This is a genomic window from Actinorhabdospora filicis, assembly GCF_030269765.1.
Lineage (GTDB): Bacteria > Actinomycetota > Actinomycetes > Mycobacteriales > Micromonosporaceae > Actinorhabdospora > Actinorhabdospora filicis.
Genome location: NZ_BSTX01000001.1, coordinates 1,170,820 through 1,190,169 on the forward strand (window position 1 = coordinate 1,170,820; position 19,350 = coordinate 1,190,169).

The 19,350-nt window shown below is 73.9% G+C and carries 14 protein-coding genes; 6 read left to right on the plus strand and 8 right to left on the minus strand.

Annotated elements, in window-relative coordinates; translation table 11 throughout:
- Positions 1-97 precede the first annotated feature (97 nt).
- A complete protein-coding gene (locus QSK10_RS05420) occupies positions 98-1,498 on the plus strand; it encodes a flavin monoamine oxidase family protein (RefSeq protein WP_285661472.1) in 1,401 nt (466 codons plus the stop codon).
- Between the two features lie 138 nt (positions 1,499-1,636).
- On the opposite strand, the gene QSK10_RS05425 is transcribed toward QSK10_RS05420, so the two are convergent.
- Positions 1,637-4,375: an ATP-binding protein gene (locus QSK10_RS05425; RefSeq protein ID WP_285661473.1), complete on the minus strand. Its 2,739-nt coding sequence runs from the start codon at positions 4,373-4,375 to the stop codon at positions 1,637-1,639.
- Positions 4,376-4,462: 87 nt separating this feature from the next.
- On the opposite strand from QSK10_RS05425, the gene QSK10_RS05430 reads away from it, so the two are divergent.
- Entirely contained in the window at positions 4,463-5,743 is a 1,281-nt protein-coding gene (locus QSK10_RS05430) for an MFS transporter (protein WP_285661475.1), read from the plus strand.
- 2 nt (positions 5,744-5,745) lie between these two features.
- Here the strand turns inward: QSK10_RS05430 and QSK10_RS05435 are convergent, their stop codons facing one another.
- Positions 5,746-6,552 (minus strand): oxidoreductase, encoded by an 807-nt coding sequence (locus tag QSK10_RS05435; RefSeq protein ID WP_285661476.1) that lies wholly within the window; start codon positions 6,550-6,552, stop codon positions 5,746-5,748.
- A gap of 177 nt (positions 6,553-6,729) precedes the next feature.
- On the opposite strand from QSK10_RS05435, the gene QSK10_RS05440 reads away from it, so the two are divergent.
- Entirely contained in the window at positions 6,730-7,953 is a 1,224-nt protein-coding gene (locus QSK10_RS05440; RefSeq protein ID WP_285661477.1) for an RICIN domain-containing protein, read from the plus strand.
- A gap of 51 nt (positions 7,954-8,004) precedes the next feature.
- Here QSK10_RS05440 and QSK10_RS05445 read toward each other — a convergent pair whose 3' ends face one another.
- Positions 8,005-8,733, minus strand: a complete 729-nt coding sequence (locus tag QSK10_RS05445) for a hypothetical protein (protein ID WP_285661478.1) — start codon at positions 8,731-8,733, stop codon at positions 8,005-8,007.
- A gap of 102 nt (positions 8,734-8,835) precedes the next feature.
- On the opposite strand from QSK10_RS05445, the gene QSK10_RS05450 reads away from it, so the two are divergent.
- Positions 8,836-9,597, plus strand: coding sequence for a DsbA family protein (locus QSK10_RS05450; protein WP_285661479.1), 762 nt, complete (start codon positions 8,836-8,838; stop codon positions 9,595-9,597).
- 47 nt (positions 9,598-9,644) lie between these two features.
- Here the strand turns inward: QSK10_RS05450 and QSK10_RS05455 are convergent, their stop codons facing one another.
- On the minus strand, positions 9,645-10,814 hold the full coding sequence (locus QSK10_RS05455) for an acyl-CoA dehydrogenase family protein (RefSeq protein WP_285661480.1): 1,170 nt from the start codon (positions 10,812-10,814) through the stop codon (positions 9,645-9,647).
- A gap of 210 nt (positions 10,815-11,024) precedes the next feature.
- On the opposite strand from QSK10_RS05455, the gene QSK10_RS05460 reads away from it, so the two are divergent.
- The gene (locus tag QSK10_RS05460; RefSeq protein WP_285662926.1) at positions 11,025-12,377 is read left to right on the plus strand and encodes a UDP-glucose dehydrogenase family protein; all 1,353 of its coding nucleotides are present in this window, start codon (positions 11,025-11,027) and stop codon (positions 12,375-12,377) included.
- Between the two features lie 89 nt (positions 12,378-12,466).
- Here QSK10_RS05460 and QSK10_RS05465 read toward each other — a convergent pair whose 3' ends face one another.
- Positions 12,467-13,504 carry a WD40 repeat domain-containing protein gene (locus QSK10_RS05465; RefSeq protein ID WP_285661481.1) on the minus strand — a complete coding sequence of 346 codons (1,038 nt, stop codon included), beginning with the start codon at positions 13,502-13,504 and terminating at the stop codon, positions 12,467-12,469.
- 201 nt (positions 13,505-13,705) lie between these two features.
- On the opposite strand from QSK10_RS05465, the gene QSK10_RS05470 reads away from it, so the two are divergent.
- On the plus strand, positions 13,706-17,908 hold the full coding sequence (locus QSK10_RS05470) for an SCO7613 C-terminal domain-containing membrane protein (protein ID WP_285661482.1): 4,203 nt from the start codon (positions 13,706-13,708) through the stop codon (positions 17,906-17,908).
- Here QSK10_RS05470 and QSK10_RS05475 read toward each other — a convergent pair.
- The 3 genes from QSK10_RS05475 to QSK10_RS05485 are packed head-to-tail and all read right to left on the minus strand — an operon-like array spanning position 17,905 to position 19,216.
- Positions 17,905-18,192, minus strand: a complete 288-nt coding sequence (locus tag QSK10_RS05475; protein ID WP_285661483.1) for a hypothetical protein — start codon at positions 18,190-18,192, stop codon at positions 17,905-17,907. The genes QSK10_RS05470 and QSK10_RS05475 overlap by 4 nt on opposite strands.
- Positions 18,159-18,827 carry a GNAT family N-acetyltransferase gene (locus QSK10_RS05480; protein ID WP_285661484.1) on the minus strand — a complete coding sequence of 223 codons (669 nt, stop codon included), beginning with the start codon at positions 18,825-18,827 and terminating at the stop codon, positions 18,159-18,161. The genes QSK10_RS05475 and QSK10_RS05480 overlap by 34 nt, the downstream gene beginning before the upstream one ends.
- Positions 18,824-19,216, minus strand: a complete 393-nt coding sequence (locus QSK10_RS05485; RefSeq protein WP_285661485.1) for a (deoxy)nucleoside triphosphate pyrophosphohydrolase — start codon at positions 19,214-19,216, stop codon at positions 18,824-18,826. The genes QSK10_RS05480 and QSK10_RS05485 overlap by 4 nt, the downstream gene beginning before the upstream one ends.
- Between the last annotated feature and the right edge of the window lie 134 nt (positions 19,217-19,350).

The following is a 19,350-nucleotide window of genomic DNA, read 5'->3' on the forward strand; positions in this document are numbered from 1 at the left end:
GATCACCATCACCATCGACCGTCTCACCGAGGTCGCCTGCGACATCACCCGCCGCGATCCCGTCGACGGCGCCGATCTCACCGCCCGCTACCGGGACATGCTCACCGGCGCCGGCTCGCTGGAGCGCCTGAAGGGCCGCCGCGTCATCGTCATCGGCGCCGGCGTCGCCGGGCTCGTCTCCGCGTGGCTGCTGCGCGAGGCGGGCGCGACGGTGACGATCCTGGAGGCCGACACGCGGGTCGGCGGGCGCATCAAGACCGTCCGGCACCCGTGGCTGCTGGCCGACTCCTACGCCGAGGCGGGCGCGATGCGCTTCCCGGTCGACCACGAGCTGGCGCAGGTCCTCATCGACCGGCTGGGCCTGGAGAAGCGGCAGTTCGTGATGGGCCGCCCGGAGCGGATCGTCGACTGCATGAACCTGCGGACCACGCGCGGCGACTACCAGGCCGATCCCCGCGCGCTGAACGCCGAGTTCGGGGTGGACGACGCGCGCGGCTCGGGCGAGATCCTGGCCGCCGCGCTGGAGGCGATCACGCCCGAGCGGCACGACACCGAGGGCTGGCGCGCGCACCTGGAGCAGTACGGCGAGTGGTCGCTGCGGCGGTTCCTGGCCGAGCAGGCCGGGTTCAGCGAGGACCTCATCGACCTCGTCGGGACGCTGGAGAACCTCACCGCGCGGATGCCGCTGTCGCTGACGCACACGCTGCTGTCGCGGGTGTTCCTCGCGCGGGGCACGCAGCTGGTGGAGATCCCGGGCGGCTCCGACCGCATCATCGCGGCCCTGTCGGAGCTGGCCGGACCCGTCCGCGCCGGGCACAAGGTCACCGGCATCGACTCCACCGCCGCCGAGCTGACGGTGACCGCCACCGACTCCACCGGCCGCGACCGGCGCTTCACCGCCGACGCGGTCATGGTCACGTGCCCGCACCCGGTGCTGCGGCACGTGGAGTTCACCCCGGAGCTGTCGTACCACAAGCAGCGCGCCATCAGCGAGCTCCACTACGACGCGGCCACCAAGATCATGCTGGAGTTCGACACCCGCTGGTGGGACCCGGACGGCACCACCCCCGGCGGCGTCGACGTCACCGACGGCCCGCTGCGGTACGTCGTCTACCCCTCGCACCCGCAGGGCACGGGCGGTGTGGTCTACGCGTCCTACACCTGGTCCGATGACGCCCGGGGCTGGGACGCCCTGGACGCCGCCGAGGCCGCCCGCACCGCCGTCGGGCACCTGGAGCGCCTGCACGGGCCGGTGGTCGGCGAGTCCTTCACCGGCGGCTACCACGTCGAGTCGTGGGCTCGGAACCGCTTCACCGGCGGCGAGGCGGCGGTGTACATGCCCGGCCAGGCCGTCGAGGTCGGACCGGACACGCGCGCGCCGGAGGCCGGGGGCCGCCTCGTCTTCGCCGGTGACGGCACGTCGACCGCCTACCGCTGCTGGATCGAGGGCGCCATCGAGTCGGCGTGCCGGGCACTGCGCCAGCTCGACCGGGACTGAGCGTCAGCTAGACCGGGACGAGCCCGCGGCCGTCGGCGGTGAGCTCGTAGATGACCCGCGCCTTCCCCTGTTCGGCAGGGCTGCAGGCGCGGGTCTCTCTCGTCACCACCCGTGCTGCCGTGGCCGCCCGGTGAGGACTCAGGTCCGCGGCGGGGGAGCCATCGGCACCAGCCCCAGCTCCGCCACCAGCGCGGCGCCGCGCTCGCCCTCGGCCCCTCCGGCCAGGACGAGCGTGCGCGCCGCCTGGTACGGACTCGCCGCGAAGGACGTGGCCGGGAGCCGGTCGCCGTCGAGGAGCGCTTCGGCGCGGTCCAGGACCGCCTCGGCGAAGGGGTTGCCGCGCACGTACCCGCGCCCGTCCTCGATGTACTCGCGGGCGGCGGCGTCACCGGCCAGGACGGCGGCCTCCGCGCGCAGCGGGACGTACCAGTGCAGCCAGAGCCAGGTGACGTACTTCCACACCTCGCGCGGGTCGGGCGCCAGGCGCTTCAGCGCCTCCTCGAAGCGCCCGGTGTGGAGCAGTTCGGTGGCCTCGAAGATCGCCAGGTAGCTGTGGCCGTGGGTGGGCAGGGTCCCCACCCGGGCCAGGACATCGGACCACTCGCGGACGGCGTCCTCGTCGCCGCGCAGGCGGTGCAGCGTCAGTCCGGCGGAGACCCCCGGGCCCAGGAACGTCCCGGTGGGGCGGCCCGAGCGCCGCCAGGAGTCCAGGAAGTCCTCACCGATCGCCGGGAGCGGCGCCGGGTCGCCGCCGAGGACGCCCGCGACGAGCTCCCAGCCGGTGGCGCGGTAGGACACCTCGGCCAGCAGCGGGTGCGCACGGACGCGGCGGGCGTTGCCGCGCGCGCCCGCCACGTCGCCCACACCCAGCGCGGCCTCGATCGACTGGACGAGTGCGTCCATCAGCTCCAGCGTGCGGACCGGTCCCTCCGGCAGCGGCGTCATCAGCGCCACCCGCCGCTCGATGGTGGCGGCCACCGCGAAGGCGTCGCCGTTCCAGCTCTGCGCGCCGGTGAGGGTGTCCAGCGCGGCCGATTCGGCGTAGGGGTCGCCGGTGCGGCGGGCGGCGGCCACCGCGCGCTCGGCGGCGGCGAGGGTCTCGGCGACGGAGTTCTCCGCGGGCCCCAGCGCCGAGCCGAAGGCGTCGAAGCGGACCCCGGCCTCGCCGAGCGCGACGGCCGCCAGCGCGCCCGGGTCGTCCCCGGCGAGCTCGGCGGCGCGATCCAGCAGCGCCAGACCCTCGGCGTGGGTGGGCAGGTCGGCGAACTCGCCGGAGAAGCGGTGGGCGTGGGTGGCGGCGGTGGCCCAGTGGCGGGCGGCCGCGGCGGTGTCCCCGGCGCTCTCGGCGAGCGCGGCGGCCTCTTTGAGCAGGCGGTACATGTCGTCGCCGCGCATCCGGCACACCGCGACGGCGGCGGCGTCGCGGAGGAGCCCGGCGGCCTCGGCCGGGTCGGCGGCGAGCGCGGCGGCCTGTTCGTGGCGTTGCTGGGACTCGCCGATGAGGCCGCGGGCGAAGGTGAGTTCGGCCAGCCGCCGGGCGAGGCGGTGGGCGGCGGGACGGTCGGTGGCGCGGGTGAGGGCGGCGCGCAGTTCGTCGGCGGTGTCGTCGAAGCGGACGCGCCAGTCGCCGGTGGGTGCCAGGTCCTCGGCGGCCGACAGGCACCAGGCGAGGTGGCGGGCGTGGACGGCTTCGGTCTCCCCGGCGGCGTCGAGGCGTTCGGCGCCGTACTGGCGGATGGTCTCCAGGGCCCGGTATTCGGTGCCGCCGGGCGCGGCGGTGACGACGAGGAGGCTCTGTTCGGCGAGGCTGGCCAGCCCGTCGGCGACGAAGGTCTCCCCTGCGATCGCGGCGGCGGCGCGGGCGGTGAACGGGGAGACGAAGACCGAGACGGCGCGCAGCAGGGCCCGGTCGGCGGGTTCGAGGAGGGCGTGGCTCCAGTCGAGGGCGGCGCGCACGGAGCGGTGCCGGTCGTCGGCGCGGGAGCCGCCGGCGAGCATCCGCAGCGGGTCGGACAGCCCGGCGCCGAGGCCGTCGAGGCCGAGCCCGGCGCAGCGGGCGGCGGCCAGCTCGATGGCCAGGGCCATGCCGTCGAGGCGCCGGCAGATCTCGATGATCCGTTCGCGCATCGAGGCGTCGGGGGTGAGCCCGGCGGCCGAGGCGCGGTCGAGGAACAGGGCGACGGCGTCGTCCTCGGCCGACAGGGAGGGGACCTGGTAGACGCGCTCGAAGGGCACCATGAGCCGGGCGCGGCTGGTGGCCAGGACGCGCACGCGCGGGCACGTGGCCAGCAGGCGCTCCAGGAAGGGCGCGACGCCGTCGAGGACCTGCTCGCAGTTGTCGAGCACGAGCAGGGCGTCGCGGTCGGCGAGGGCGACGGTGACCGACTCGTCGAGGCCCCGTCCGGGCTGCTCGCCGAGGCCGAGGGCGGCGGCGACGGCCGCGGCGACCATCGCGGTGTCGGTGGTGGAGACGAGGTCGACGAACCACACGCCGTCGGGGTGGGCGGCGGCGGTCTCGGCGGCGACCTTCAGGGCGAGGCGGGTCTTGCCGACGCCGCCGGGGCCGACGGCGGTGACCTGCCGGTGCTCGCGGAGCAGCGCGGCGAGGGCGGCGCGTTCGCGGGCGCGGCCGATGAAGGACGTCAGGGGCGCGGGCAGGACCGGCGCGGGCCCGGGGGTCCCGGCGCGCGCCAGTTCGGCGGCGTGGTGGGCGAGGGCGCGGCGGTCGGCGGCGCCGAATTTGCGCAGCATGGACGACACGTGGCTCTCCACCGTGCGCACCGAGATGTACAGGCGCGCGCCGATCTCGGCGTTGCTCAGGTGTTCGCCGAGCAGCGCCAGGACGTCGGCCTCGCGGGCGGAGATCTCCGGGGTCACCGCGCAAGTGTCGCGCACGCGGTTCCGTGGTCGTCTCCGTGCCGCGCACGGATGCCGCGGGCGCCCGCCGGGACCAGGCTCGACGTCATGAGCGAACTGAGGAACTGGGCGGGATCGACGGGACGGCTGCTGCGGCATCCGGTACTGCGGCGGATGTGGCCGGGGCTGCTGGTCTCGGCCTTCGGGGACGGCATGAGCATGGTGGCGGTGGCGTGGCTGGCCGTCCACATCGCGCCCGAGGGGCAGGCCGGGCTGTGGACGGGCCTGGCGGTGGGCGCCTACGCGCTGCCCACGCCGCTCGGGGCGGCGTTGCTGGCGCCGCTGATGCGCAGGCTCCCGGCGGCGCGGCTGGTGGCGTCCGACGCGACGTTGCGCGCGGTCACGCTGGGCACGGTGGGCGTCCTGGCGGTGACCGGGTCGCTGGCGCCGATCGCGCTGGTGGTCCTGCTGGCGGTGTCGGCGCTGCTGCACGCGTGGGGCAACGCCGGCACCTACACCCTCATCGCCGAGGTGCTGCCCGAGGAGGACCGGGTCGCGGGCAACGCGCTGCTGTCGACGTTCTCGCAGGCCTCGTTCGTGGCCGGGCCCGCGCTGGCGGGCGGGCTGACCGCCCTGTCCGGCCCGGGATGGGTGATCGTGGTGGACGCGGTGAGCTTCGCGGTCCTGGCCGTGGCCGCCGCCACCGTCAAGACCCGCCGCGAGACCCACGAGAGCGCGCCGACCGGTGGGTGGCGGGCCGTCCTGGACCGGCCGCGCCTGCTCGGGCTGATCGCGGTGACCTGCGCGTTCTTCTTCCTGTACGGGCCGGTCGAGGTCGCGCTGCCCGTGCACGTGGCCGAGGAGCTGCGCGGCTCGGCGGGCCTGCTGGGCCTGTACTGGTCGGTCTTCAGCGTGGGCGCCACGATCGGCGCGTTCGGGGCGGGCCTGCTGCGCAAACGGCGTCCGTGGCCGGTGATCGCGTGCGTGATCCTGGGCTGGGGACTGGCGCTGCTGCCGCTGGGACTCACCGACGCCGTCGTCCCCGGCCTGGCCGGCATGGCCGTCGGCGGGATCATCTACGGGCCGTTCACCGCCATCACCACCGGGCTGTTCCAGCGCGAGACGCCCCCCGAGCTGCTCAGCCGCGTCCTGGCCACCCGCACCGCCCTCACCACCCCCGCCACCGCCCTGGGGACGCTGCTCGGCGGGCCGCTGGTCACCGCCGTCGGCGGGCGCGTGACGCTGCTGCTGTCGGCGGTCGTCACGATCGCGCTGGGACTGGCGGTGGCGATGGTGCCGCGACGCGAGCCCACGCCGGGTCCGGCGGCCGGAAGCGGCGCGCCGGAACCCGCGCTCGCCGAGGCCGGTAACGGCACGCCGGTGGCGTGACCTCAGCCCGGGAAGTCGATGGCCGAGGCGCCCTCGCGCCCGGCCTCCACGACGTCGGCGTAGGTCTTCACGCGCTCTTCGAGGATGCCGAGGGCGTCGGAGCCCAGGACCACCCGCAGCGGCGGCTCGGGCGATTGAACGATGTCGATGAGGGCGTCGGCGGCGCGGTAGGGGTCGCCGGTCTGGTGCCCGTGGATGCTGGGGATGAACGCCCTGCCCTGCGCCACGACCTCGTAGTCGTCGATGACGGTCTTGGACACGTGCAGGCTGCCCCCGGCCCATTCGGTGCGCAGGCCGCCCAGCTCGGCGATGGTGACCTTGACGCCGAGCGGCGCGGCCTCCACCGCGAGGGCCTCGCTGATCGCCTCGGCCGCCCACTTCGTGGCGCAGTAGTAGCCGATCGTGGGGAACGCGACGAGCCCGCCGATGGAGGAGACGGTGAGCACGTGCCCGGCGCCGCGCTCGCGCATCTGCGGCAGGAACGCGCGCGTCACGGCGGCCATCCCGATCACGTTGGCCTCGAACATCGCGCGGATCTCGTCGTCCTCGCCCTCCTCGATGCCCGACAGGTAGCCGTAGGCGGCGTTGTTCACCAGGACGTCGACGGGCCCGGCGGCGGCGACCGCGGCGGCGATCTGGTCCCGGTCGGTGACGTCGAGGCGCAGGCCGAGCGCGTTGTCCCGGGCGGCGAGATCGGCGATGGACTCGGGCCGCCGGGCGGTGACCACGACCCGCTCGCCGCGGTCGAGGAGGCGTTCGGCGAGCGCGCGTCCGAGGCCGCTGGAGCAGCCGGTGATGAGCCAGTTCACGATGTCTCCTCCGCTGGGGTGGGGATCCACTCTGCGCCGGGCGCGGCGGGCGGATCCAGGCCTTTCGGCCCTGGTGTGCCGACGTCTCGACACTCTGTGTTGACTCGTGCGCTTTCGGGCGATACCGTGCGGCAAACACTTACTGACCAGATAGTAAGTGAGTGGGCAGGAGGAGCCATGAAGCTCTTAAGGACCATCGTCGGCCTCGTCGCCGCGTTACCCCTCGCCATCGCCATCGCGGCCGTCCAGGCCCCCGCCCCGGCGTCGGCGGGCCCGGTCGTGTTCTCCGACGACTTCAACGGCGCGGCCGGCACCGCGCCCGACCCGGCGAAGTGGCGGCACGACATCGGCGGCTCCGGCTGGGGCAACAACGAGCTGGAGTACTACACCGACCGCACCGACAACGCGTCCCTGGACGGCGCGGGCAACCTCGTCATCACCGCCCGCCGCGACAATCCGGGCAACTACGGCTGCTGGTACGGGACCTGCCAGTACACCTCGGCGCGGCTGCTGACCGCGCAGACCTTCACCCAGGCCTACGGGCGTTTCGAGACGCGCATGAAGCTGCCGCGCGGGCAGGGCATGTGGCCGGCGTTCTGGATGCTGGGCGACAACATCGGCTCGGCCGGCTGGCCCAACTCCGGCGAGATCGACGTGATGGAGAACGTCGGCTTCGAGCCGTCCACCGTGCACGGCACCATCCACGGCCCCGGCTACTCCGGCGGCGCCGGTGTGGGCGCCGGTTACACCCTCCCCAACGGGCAGAAGTTCTCCGACGCGTTCCACACCTTCGCCGTGGACTGGTCGCCCGGCGCGATCGCCTGGTCGGTCGACGGGATCCAGTACTCCCGCAAGACCCCCGCCGACATCGGCGGCAACCAGTGGGTCTTCGACCACCCCTTCTTCATGATCATGAACCTCGCGGTCGGCGGCAACTGGCCGGGCAACCCCGACGCCGCCACGACGTTCCCGCAGCAGCTCGTGGTCGACTACGTCCGCGTCACCGCCCCCGACACCGGCTCCGCGGGCCGCATCACCGGCCTGGCCGGCAAGTGCGTGGACATCTCCGGCTCCAACACCGCCGACGGCACCAAGGTCCAGCTGTGGACGTGCAACGGCACCGGCGCCCAGAACTGGACCTTCGCCGCCGACGGCTCGGTGCGCGCCCTCGGCAAGTGCCTGGACGTCTCCGGCGGCTCCACCGCCGACGGCGCCAAGGTCCAGCTGTGGACCTGCAACGGCACCGGAGCCCAGAAGTGGGTCCTGTCCGGCGCCAACGACCTGGTCAACCCGCAGGCGAACAAGTGCCTCGACGTCACCGCCGCCAACACCGCCGACGGCACGCCACTGCAACTGTGGACGTGCAACGGCACCGGCGCCCAGAAGTGGTACCGGAACTGAGCACGGGACGCCCCCGCCGGTCGCCCGGCGGGGGCGCGGGCCCCGGGCGAGTCAGCCCGCCTGTCCCAGCAGCGTGGCCAGCGCGGTGGCGGCCAGGACGACGGCCGTCCACCGGATCGCCGTCGCGGGTCGCGGCGCCGGGCCGGTGCGCCAGGTCCGCACTCCGGCGGGCACCAGGGCGAGGGCGAGTCCGAGGACGGCCACCAGTGAGAAGACCGTCGCTCCCTTGAGGACGCCGAGCGGCAGCGCGCAGGCCAGCGCGAGGCCGGTCGCCTGTGTCCAGCCCAGGACGCCGGTGCGCTTGGCGCCGATGGCGAGCACGATCCAGCCGGTCATGATGGCGATGGAGAAGGTGGCGAAGACGTGGAACGCGCCGTAGCTCTCGCGCACCGCCTCGGTCGTGGTGGGGACGCCGATGGCGTCGGCGAAGCGGAAGGCCATGTGGTCGGCTCCGGCGTGGAAGATCCGCGCGAGCAGTCCCAGCAGCGCCAGTGTCCCGCCCCAGACGCCCCATCCGCCGCCGATCCGCCGGGCCAGGGCGATCACGGCGGGCACGAGGGCGACGACGCCGAGCGCGAACAGCGAGTACGACCACGTGAGCAATGTGGACGCTTCCGCGTAGGCGGCGAGCTGGTCGTCGAAGAGGAGTCCGTACCCGCACCGGGTGAGCACTCCGGCGGTCAGCAGCAGCGGCGCCAGAACCATTGCGGTGCCGCCGATCCAGCGGTCGAAGGCGTCGGAGCCGACGGGCAGGAGACGGGCGAAGGGGTTCTTGATCATGTGCCGAGTCTGCTGCCGGGAGGCCCTCCGGCGCGTCGGATCGCGGTCGGGACGTCGTGTACGACCGTGGGCGGAGGTGACCGCGCCCGCTAGGATCCCGGCATGACGGACCCCTGGCAGCCGCCGCCCGCGCACCCGGTCCAGCCGCCGCTGCGAGGCCACGTCCCGCCGCACGGGCCGCCCCCGCCGTATTACGGTCCGCCGCCTTTCGTCCCGCCACCGCCGAAGCGGCCGAACACCGGCCTCATCTTCACGATCGTCATCGCGGTGGTCGTGCTCGTCGCCGCCGGGATCGGCGGCGTGGTCTGGCTGACCTCCGACGGCGCCGACGAGCCCACCCTCTCGGCCACCCCGAAGAACGCCACGCCCGACTACGGGCTGGTCTTCGGCGCGTCCGGCAAGGACAAGACGGTGGAGGTCTACCTGGACTTCCTGTGCCCCGCCTGCAAAACCTGGCACGAGACCAACGGCCGGGTCTTGAAGCAGGCGATCGCCGACTCGACCATCAAGGCCGTCCTGCACCCCCTGGCCATCCTCGACCGCATGTCGTCCAGCGAGTACTCCACCCGCGCGGCGGCCGCCGCGGTCTGCGCCGCCGACGAGGACCGCTGGTTCGACTACACCGACGCCCTCTGGGCGAACCAGCCCCCAGAGTCCGCCGAACACCCCGGCGACCCCGCCCTCATCTCCATCGGCGAGCAGATCGGCCTCGGTGACGCCTTCGCCACCTGCGTGTCCGAGGGCCGCTTCCTCGACTGGGTCCGCACCGGCACGGAGAAGGCCGCGATCCCGGCGGTGCCGACGGTCCTGGTCAACGGTGCCGAGCAGCCGCTGGGGAGCGACCTGGCGGCGGCCCTGAACTGAGTACGGCGAAGGGCCCGCCGTATCGGCGGGCCCTTTCGGGGTGAGCTCTACTCGAAGACCCCGCCCACGTTGGCCAGCACCTGCCGCGCGATGACGATGCGCTGGACCTGGTTGGTGCCCTCGTAGATCTGGGTGATCTTCGCGTCGCGCATCATGCGCTCCACGGGGAAGTCCTTGGTGTAGCCGTAGCCGCCGAGGAGCTGGACGGCGTCGACGGTGATCTCCATGGCGACGTCGGAGGCGAAGCACTTGGCGGAGGCGCCGAAGAAGGTCAGGTCGTCGTCGCCGCGTTCGGACTTGGCGGCGGCGGCGTAGGTGAGCTGGCGGGCGGCGGCGAGCTTCATGGCCATGTCGGCGAGCATGAACTGGATGCCCTGGAACTCGGCGATGGCGCGGCCGAACTGCTGGCGCTCCTGGACGTAGGCCGCGGCGGCGTCGAGAGCGCCCTGGGCGATGCCGAGGGCCTGGGCGGCGATGGTCACACGGGTGTGGTCGAGGGTGCGCATCGCGGTCTTGAAGCCCTCGCCCTCCTCACCGATGATGCGGGAGGCGGGGATGCGCACGTTGTCGAAGAAGACCTCGCGGGTGGGGGAACCCTTGATGCCGAGCTTCTTCTCCGGCGCCCCGAAGCTGACGCCCTCGTCGTCCTTCTCCACCACGAACGCGGAGATGCCGCGGCTGCGCTGCGTGGGGTCGGTGACGGCGAAGACGGTGTAGTACTGGGATTCGCCGGCGTTGGTGATCCAGCGCTTGGCGCCGTTGAGGACCCAGTGGTCGCCGTCGCGGACGGCCTTCGTCTTCAGCGAGGCGGCGTCCGAACCGGCCTCGGGCTCCGACAGGCAGTAACTGAACATGGCCTCGCCGGAGGCCACGGCCGGCAGGTACTTCTTCTTCAGTTCCTCGGATCCGGCCAGCAGCAACGGCAGGGAGCCCAGTTTGTTGACCGCGGGGATCAGCGAGGAGGACGCGCACGCGCGGGCGACCTCTTCGATGACGATGGCCGTGCCGAGCGCGTCGATGCCCGCGCCACCGTATTCTTCTGGGATGTGCGGGGCGTGCAGGTCGGCGGCGCGGAGCGCCTCGTACGACTCGCGTGGGAACTCCGCGGTCTCATCGGCCTCGGCCGCGCGGGGCGCGACCTCCGCGTCGCAGACCTCGCGGGTCGCGGCCCGGATCGCCTCGTGCTCCTCGGGCAGCCGATACGCTTCGAACACCATTTACCTCGCCCTTCACCCGTCGTCAATGACCAGGACACCGCGTGCTCGCTTCGGCTGTGAGGATACCTAGGCATAGCGGTACGGCAGTCATGAACGATATTCGTCCAGCGAGTTACCCGCCAGTAGGGGGTCGGTCTAGTGAGCGTCCAGGTCAACGGACCGTCATCGTCGCACCATGTGTCCCCACCCTCGGGCGCGGTGCGGCCCCGGCTGGCGTTCCTCGGCTGCGGTTACCTGGGCACGACCTACGCGGTGTGCTTCGCCGAGCTGGGTTACGACGTGGTCGGCATGGACGTCAATGCCGAGAAGGTGGCCAAACTCGCCGCCGGTGACCTGCCCATCCACGAGCCGGGACTGGAGGCGCTGCTGCGCCGCAACCTCGACTCCGGGCGGCTGCGCTTCACCACCTCGTATGAGGACATCGCCGAGTTCGCCGACGTGCACTTCATCTGCGTCGGCACGCCCCAGCGGCCCGACTCCGACGCCGCCGACCTCTCCCAGGTCGAGACGTGTGTGACCGACCTCGCCCCGCACCTGCGGCGCAAGGCCCTCATCCTGGGCAAGTCGACCGTCCCGGTCGGCACCGCCGAATGGGTCGAGACCCTCGTCCAGCGGCACGCCCCGCCCGAGGCCGGCGTCGAGGTCGCCTGGAGCCCGGAGTTCCTCCAGGAGGGCTTCGCCGTCGAGGACGTCCTGCGCCCCAACCGCGTGGTCTTCGGCGTCAAGAGCGACTGGGCCCGCGACATGCTCTACGCCGTCCACAAGGGAGTCTTCGAGCTCGCCGCCGTCGAGGACCGCGAGGTCCCCGTCGTGGTCGGCGACTTCGCCACCGCCGAGCTGGTCAAGGTCGCCGCCAACGCGTTCCTGGCCACCAAGATCTCCTTCATCAACGCCATGGCCGACCTGTGCGAGGCCACCGGCGGCGACGTGACCCTCCTGGCCCGCGCCATCGGCTACGACGACCGCATCGGCCCGAAGTTCCTGCGCGCCGGGGTCGGCTTCGGCGGCGGCTGCCTGCCCAAGGACATCCGCGCCTTCGTGGCCCGCGCCGAGGAACTCGGCGTCGGCGACTCCCTGCGCTTCCTCCACGAGGTCGACCGCGTCAACGCCCGCCGCCGCACCAAGGTCGTCCAGATGGTCGCCGAGATGTGCGGGCGCACCTCCGGCCCCAACGGCCCCGACCTGTCCGGGCTGCGCGTGGCCATCCTCGGCGTCACCTTCAAGGCCAACAGCGACGACGTCCGCGACTCCCCCGCCCTGTCGGTGGCCCGCAAACTCATGCGCGCCGGAGCCGTGGTGACCGCCTACGACCCCGAGGGCATGATCCCCGCCAAGAACGTCGTCCCCGACGCCGCCTACGCCAAGAGCGTCAACGAGGCCCTGGCCGGCGCCGACCTGGTGTGCGTGCTGACCGCGTGGGAGGAGTTCCGCCACGCCGACCCCGCCGCCCTCGCCGAACTCGTCAGCCACCGCCGCATCATCGACGGCACCAACTCCGTCGACCCCACCCTGTGGACCGGCGCCGGATGGACCTACCGCGGCATGGGACGCCCCTCCATCTGAGGACCCGTGCTTCCTGAAAATGTAGGCGGCCCGTCACCGGAGAACCGGTGACGGGCCGCCGCCCCATCGCCCCTTCGGAAAGTGCCGCCTCAGGAGACGTACGCCAGCAGCCAGAGGTCCTTGATCGACTCCGGCTCCGGCTCGGTCCCGGTGGGGATGCCGTCCAGTCCCCGCAGGGACACGAAGTTCGAGAAGCGCGCGACCCGGCGCCCGTCCGGCATGAACAGCACCGGCCCGCGGACACCGCTGTCGGGCACGTCCTTGAGGGGCTCCACCCGCGTGGTGGCGATGTCGGCGATCACCGAGCAGTCCAGGGCGCGCTTCTTCAGCGGCCCGCCGTCACCGGTGAGGACGCAGACCTTCTTCCCGTCCGGGCTCACCCCGCCCAGGGCCCGCACCGGCTCGCCGACGGTGTCGGAGACCGCCGGGCCGAGCCCGGTCGCGGCGGCGTTGCCGTCGGGCGTCTGCCAGTACACGTCGCCCTTGCTCAGGTAGTACAGGTCGTAACCGCCATCGGTGCGGGCCACCGGGCGCGCGAAGCACCCGCCGACCTTGACCGCGGTGCTGGCCGCCGCGCCGGTGGTCACGTCGAACCACTGGAGCTTCGGGGCGCCGGAGGCGTCGACACCGTTCTGGGTGAGCACCATCGGCTTCCCGTCGGGCGCCCACACCGCGTCCTGGCACACCTGCTCGCCCAGCGCGAGCCCGGCGACGACGACGCGCTCGGTACCTGCGCTCAGGTCGCGGACGACCAGCTCGGCCCGGTCGGACACGTACGCCAGGAACCGCCCGTCGGCCGACAGCCCGGCGGTGTCGAACATCCACCGGCCGTTCACCGAGTACACCGACTTGCCCTCGCCGCCGGTCCGCCACGACCACAGCTGGCTGGTCTTGTCCCCCGCCTTGAGGTAGTACAGGGTGCCGCCGATGGCGATCTTGGCGTCCGGCACCGGGTCCGGCGCGCCGGAATCGGCGAAACCCAGGCCCGGATCGGCCGTGGGACGGTGGTGCCGGCCCACGAAGGTCACCACCGCGGCCAGGATCACGATGCCGAGCACCGCGAGCGAAGCCCAGAAGAACCGGCCGAGCCGGGCCGGTTCACCGCCGTTCGGCGAGGTTTGCGCCATGTCCATTCCCCGTTTCCGCGTATCGCACGGGTGAAGACGGTTGCTGGGAGCACGCTGGTTGCCACCTCGGCGCAACATTTCAATCTCGCCACTGATCGTTTCGGCGAAACCGCAGGTCAAAGGCATTGAGCGTAGTCAAATCGTGATGCGCGTCGCCTTTGCGAATACCGAAACGTTGCGTGAGCGCGGCATTCTGCGAGGGTGAGCGTTTACCCGTGCCCCCGATGTGCCCGCCCCTCCTCCGCCGAGGGCTGCGGGGCCTGCGGACGCGGTCCCGAGCCGCTGCTGGCCGAACTCTCCGCCCTCGACCGCCGCATGGCCCAGGCCGAGGGGGCGATGCTCCGCCACGAGCAGCAGCTGCGCGAGGCCCGGGCCCGGCTGGCGCAGCTGGCCGCCGAGCGCGCCGGGCTCTTCGCCCGCCTCGGCGCGCGCGAGCGCGAGCTGCGCGCCCCCGCCGTCCCACCGCCGCCGCGGCCACGGCCGCCGCTCCCGCAGCCGTGGGAGATCCCCTCACCGCCGCTCGCCGTGCCCATGCCGGTGCCCGTCCCAGGTCCGGTGCCCGCACCCGTGCCCATGCCCGTCCCGGTGCCCGAGGCCCGCCCGAAGGAGACCTCCGGCAAGGTCGCGCAGAACACGCTGCTCACGCTGGGCGCGATCCTGGCCGCGATCGCGGGCATCAGCTTCACCACCGTCGCGTGGGTGACGTTCGGGACGGCCGGGCGCGCGGCGATCCTGGGTGTGGTCACGCTGCTGGCCCTGGGCCTCCCGCTGCTGCTGACGCGCAAGAACCTGCGCGCCACCGCCGAGGCGGTCAGCGCCGTGGGCCTGCTGCTGGTGGTCCTCGACGGCGTCGCGCTGTGGCTGCTGGGCGTGGTCTCGGACGTGGGCGCGGCCCCGTTCGTGGGCTGGACGGCGCTCGCCGCGGCCCTCTTCGGCCTGCTCTACCACCGGCTGAGCGGGCTGCTCGTGCCGCTGTTCGCCGTCCCCGCGCTCGGCGCGTTCGCCGCGGTCGTCGCGCTGACCCGCGACCACACGCTGACCGGCCTCTCGATGCTGGTGGCGGTGACGGCCCTGGCCGCGACGGCCGCCTACACCAGCCGTAACCGGATCGCCTCTGAGCTGACCGGCGGGCTGACGGCGGCCTCGCTGCTCGCGCTGGTGTCCTACGTGTCCGTCCGCGACCTCCCGGCGCTGACGCCACTGGTCCCCGCGGCCGCCGCGATCGCGATCCTCGTCGCCGCGCGCCGGATGCCCGCCGTCCGCCGCACCGGCCCGCTGATCGTGGGCGCGGCGGGCGCCGGTGTCCTCGGCCTGCTCGCGCTGGCGGCGACAGTGATGCTGATCGTGCGGGCGCTGGACCCGGCCACCGCCGGGCAGATGCCGGAGCGGCTGTGGCAGGGGCCGGTGATCCTGGCGCTGCTGGCGGCGGCCGAGTTCGCCGTCCCCGCCCACCGCTGGCGCGGGCTGATCGCCGAGGTCACCGTCCCGCTGGTGCTGTTCGCGCTGCCCGGCGCGTTCGCGCTCGACCGGCGCTACACCGTCCCGGCGCTGCTGGCGGCCGCCATCGCCGCCGCCTTCACCGTCCGGGCGCTGCCCCGCGACACCTCGCGCCTGGCCGCCTCGGGCGCCGCCGCGCTGTTCGCCCTCGGCCTGGCCGTCCCCGACCGGCCCCTCCTCGCCGGAGCCTGCACGGCCCTCGTCCTGGCCGGTGCCGCGCTGGCGCTGTGGCGGCGCGAGCCGCTCGGCCCGGCCGGACGCGCGGTCACCGTCGCCATGCTGCCCGCCGCGCTGGGCCTGTGGGCGGACCTGGCGGGCACGCCCGCCACGCACACCGGCGCGCTCGTGCTGGGCGCGGCCGCCGCGCTGGCCGCCGTCGTCCCGCTGCTCGACCGGGCGATCGCGCCCACGGCCGCCGCCGCGCTCGGCCTGATCGGCGCGGCCACCACCGTCGCGGTCATCCTCCAGAACCGCGCCGAGATGTACGTGGCGGTGGCGTCGGTGACCGTCGCCATCGCCGTCCTCACCGGCGCGGCCGAGAAGGCCACCACCGGCCTCGCCCGCGCCATCGGCTCGGCGAGCGCGGTCCTCGTCCTGCTGGCGGTGCTCACCACGTGGACGTACCGGGTCGCGCCCGGTTTCGAGACGCTGACCCCGGTGGTCGTGGCGGCGGTGATCGGCGGGCTGGTCATGCTGCTGCCGGTGGGCGCGCGCCGTGGACCGGCGTGGGGCGCGGCGCTCGCGGCCGGGGTGGCCGCGCTGGTCGCGGCGGGTGTCGCGCTGGTGGGGTCGGCGGCGGCGATCGCGGCGGGCCTGCCGGTGTGGGCGGGGACGCCGTCGGGGTGGCTCGCCGAGGTGGAGCGGTTCCGGTTCCTGGGATGGCAGCCGCCGGTAGTGCTGCTGATCGCCGGGGCGGCCGGTGCGCTGCTGTTGCGCGGTCCCCTCCGGCATCACCTGCCGCTGCTGGCGCTGTCCGCCGCGACCCTGTCGGCACCCGTGGCGTGGCGGCTGGACTGGCCGGTCGCGCCGGTCCTGGCGATGACCGTGGCGGTGCTGCTGGCGGTCTCGGCCGCGCGCAAGGACCGTTTCGCACTCGCCCGCTACACCGCGGGCGCGGTCCTGGGCCTGTACGCGGCCGCCGGTGCGCTGCCCACGCCCACCGCGACGCTCATCGCGGGCGCGACGATCGCCGCCGCCGGGCTCCTCGTCGCCCTGCTGGCCGCCCGGCGCCAGGAGATCGCCGCCGGGCTGTCCACCACCGCCGCGCTGCTGGTACTGCCCGGCATGGCCGTCGCGGCGGTCGCCACCTTCGTCCCCGGCGCCCCTGCACGCACGTCCCTCATCGCCGCGACCGGCGCCGCCGCGCTGGGGCTGCTGATCACCGGGCTGCTGCGCGTCACCGCGTCGGCGAACCTGCCGTACGCGACGGTCGCGGTGCCGTTCGGCGCGGCCATCGTCGCCTTCGCCTCCCTGCCCACGACCGAGCCGACCCGCCTGTACGCGGCCGTCGCCGGGCTCATCGGCCTCGGCTCGGCCCTGCTCCAGCTACCCGACCGCCCGCTCGCGCGCGCCCGGGCCGCGCTCGCCGCGCCCACCCTCACCCTGGCCGCCGCGGTGTCCCTGCCGGCGGCGATCGCGCCGGTCACCTACCCGTACGACTGGCTGCGGGACGTGTGGGGACGCGTGCCCACCTCCACCGCCGACGGCCTGGCGCCCCGCCCGCCGAGCGGCGTCGGCAGCGCGCTGGACGTCGCGGTCCTCGCCGCCGTCGCCATCGCCGCGTGCCTCGCCGTCCTCGGCCTGGCCCCCAGACGGTGGACGGTCCCCACCGCGATCGGCGGTGGCGGCGTCGTCCTGCTCGCCGCACCGGTCGCCCTCGACCTCCCCTGGCCCATTGGCCCGCTCACCGCGCTGGCCATCGCGCTCGCCGCCGCCCTGGCCGCCGCCCTCGGCCGACCCGGCCCGCCCGCCGTGACGTGCCTGGTCATCGCCGCCGTGACCGGCGCGCCCGCGCTCGCCTGGTCCCTGGCGGCGAAACCGACGACCCTCATCGCCGCCGGCGCGCTCGTGGCGGCCGGCGCGCTCATCGCCGTCCGCGGCGGACCCGGACGCCGCGAGGCCGGACTCGTCGTCGGCGGCCTCGCGCTCACCGCCACCGCCTGCGCGGCGGGACTCGCCGCCGGGCTGCCCCGCGAACAGGTCGCCATCGGCGTCCTCGCCGCCGCCGTCGCGCAGCTGGCCGTGGCCGCGCTGCTGCGGCCCCGCGCCGAGTACCTCCCGATGGAGGTCGCCGCCCACCTCGGACTGCTGCCCGCCATCGGCTTCGCCGCGGCCGGACCCCGCCCACTCGCCATCGTCATCGCCGTCTACGGCGCCGCCCTCGGCCTCTACGCCCTGCGCGCCGGACGCGTGTACGCACTGGTCGCCGCACTCGCCGAACTCATCGCCTACTGGCTGCTGCTGGCCGCCGCCGACGTCGGCACCGCCGAGGCCTACACGCTGCCGGTGGCGGCGATCGCGCTGGCCGCCGGCGTCCTGGAGTTCCGCCGCCGCCCCGGGCTGCGCAGCTGGGTCGCCTTCGCGCCCGGCCTGCTCGCCGCTTTCCTGCCGACGCTCGCGCCGGTCCTGGTCGGCCACGGCGAGCCGTGGCGGCGGCTGGCGCTGGGCGCGGCGGCGCTGCTGGTCCTGCTGCTGGGCGCGGCCCGCCGCCTCCAGGCGCCCACCGTGCTCGGCGCGATCGTGCTGCTCGCCGTCACCGTCCACGAAATGGCGCTGCTGTGGACGCTGGTGCCCGCCTGGCTGCCCATCGCCGTGGCCGCCGTGCTGCTCCTGGTCACCGGCGCGACCTTCGAGCAGCGCCGCCGCGACTTCCACCGCCTGAAGAACGCCGTCGGGGGGATGCGCTAGAGCGCCAGCTGCCGGTTCTGCGTCCTGCGCGCCACCGTGAACCCGACCGCGGCGTTCACCCGCAGCATCGGCGCGTTATCGGCGGCGGTGGTCGTACGGACCCCCTCCACACCCGGATACCGCCCGGCCAGCCACGCCAGGTTCGCCACCTTCATCACCACGCCCAGACCCAGGCCACGATGCGCGCCGAGCACGGCGGTGTCCTGCTGGACGGCCTGCCCGGCACCGTCCAGGCCCACCTCCAGCTCGGTCAGGCCCGCCACCTCACCCGACGCGGCATGCACCGCGACGATGATGTGCCCGAGCAGCCCACGCGCCGCCTGACCCGCCTCACGCTCCCGCACCCGCTCCGGCGTCCACTCCGGGATCTGCACGGCCAGATCACCCAGCGGGACATCGGCGATCGCCGAACGCGCCCGCGCGAAGGACGCCAGCCGCGCCTCCGGCGTCGCCGTCCAGCCCTCCAGCCCTCCAGCACGTAACCATCGGGCACCGCCACCGGCTCCACCGGCACCGCCATGTCCCGCACCAGCCGCACCGTCCGCTGCGCCACGCTGAAACCCAGCGCGTCGGCCCACGGGCGTCCCGGACCGTCCTCGTCCACACCCTCGATCATCAGCACCGAACGGCCACCGGCCAGCCCGGCCAGCTCCCGCAACACCGCAGACCCGTGCCCACGCCGCCGGAACGCCGCGTCCACCGCGACAGTCGCGAACGCCAGATGCGTATTGTCCGAATCGCGCATCAACAGCTCACCGGCGGCCACCACACGGCCACCATCACGAACCACGACCCGCTCGAACCGCCGCGCCGCATTATCGGCCAGCGTCGCCCGCTTCAGCACCGACTCACGCGACACCGGATCCGGCGAACACCCCACCATCACATCGACATAACCGTCGAGATCCTCGGGCCTCATGCCAGCAACCTCCGCAACTCAGCGACGATCGGAGCATCGGCGGGCAACCACGGAACCGAATCCAGCTCGTGCACCGCCAGCCACCGCAACTCGGTGTGCTCCCGCGCCTGAGGCGTCCCCTCACGCAGCGTCGCCAGCCACACCTTCAGCGTGGCCCGCCCACCCGCCATGATCACGTCACCGCCGACGCGCTCGCCGACCTCGATGCTCACGCCGAGCTCCTCGTCGCACTCCCTGACCAGGGCGTCCACCTCGGATTCACCGGGTTCGACCTTGCCGCCGGGGAACTCCCAGCGCCCCGCCGCGGCCGGCGGATCGGAACGCGCGCCCGCCAGCACACGCTTACCGGAGATGATCGCGGCGCCCACGATGACCTTTTGTGTCGTCACGGCGCTCAACAGTGCCACAAGATCTTCCGTTGATCACCGTCCGAGGTCGCCCACCGCTCCACCGCCCGGCCGGAGAGGCATCGTCCTTCCGGTCAGTACTTGGTGTCGGACGCCACTGGGCGCGATACAGGACG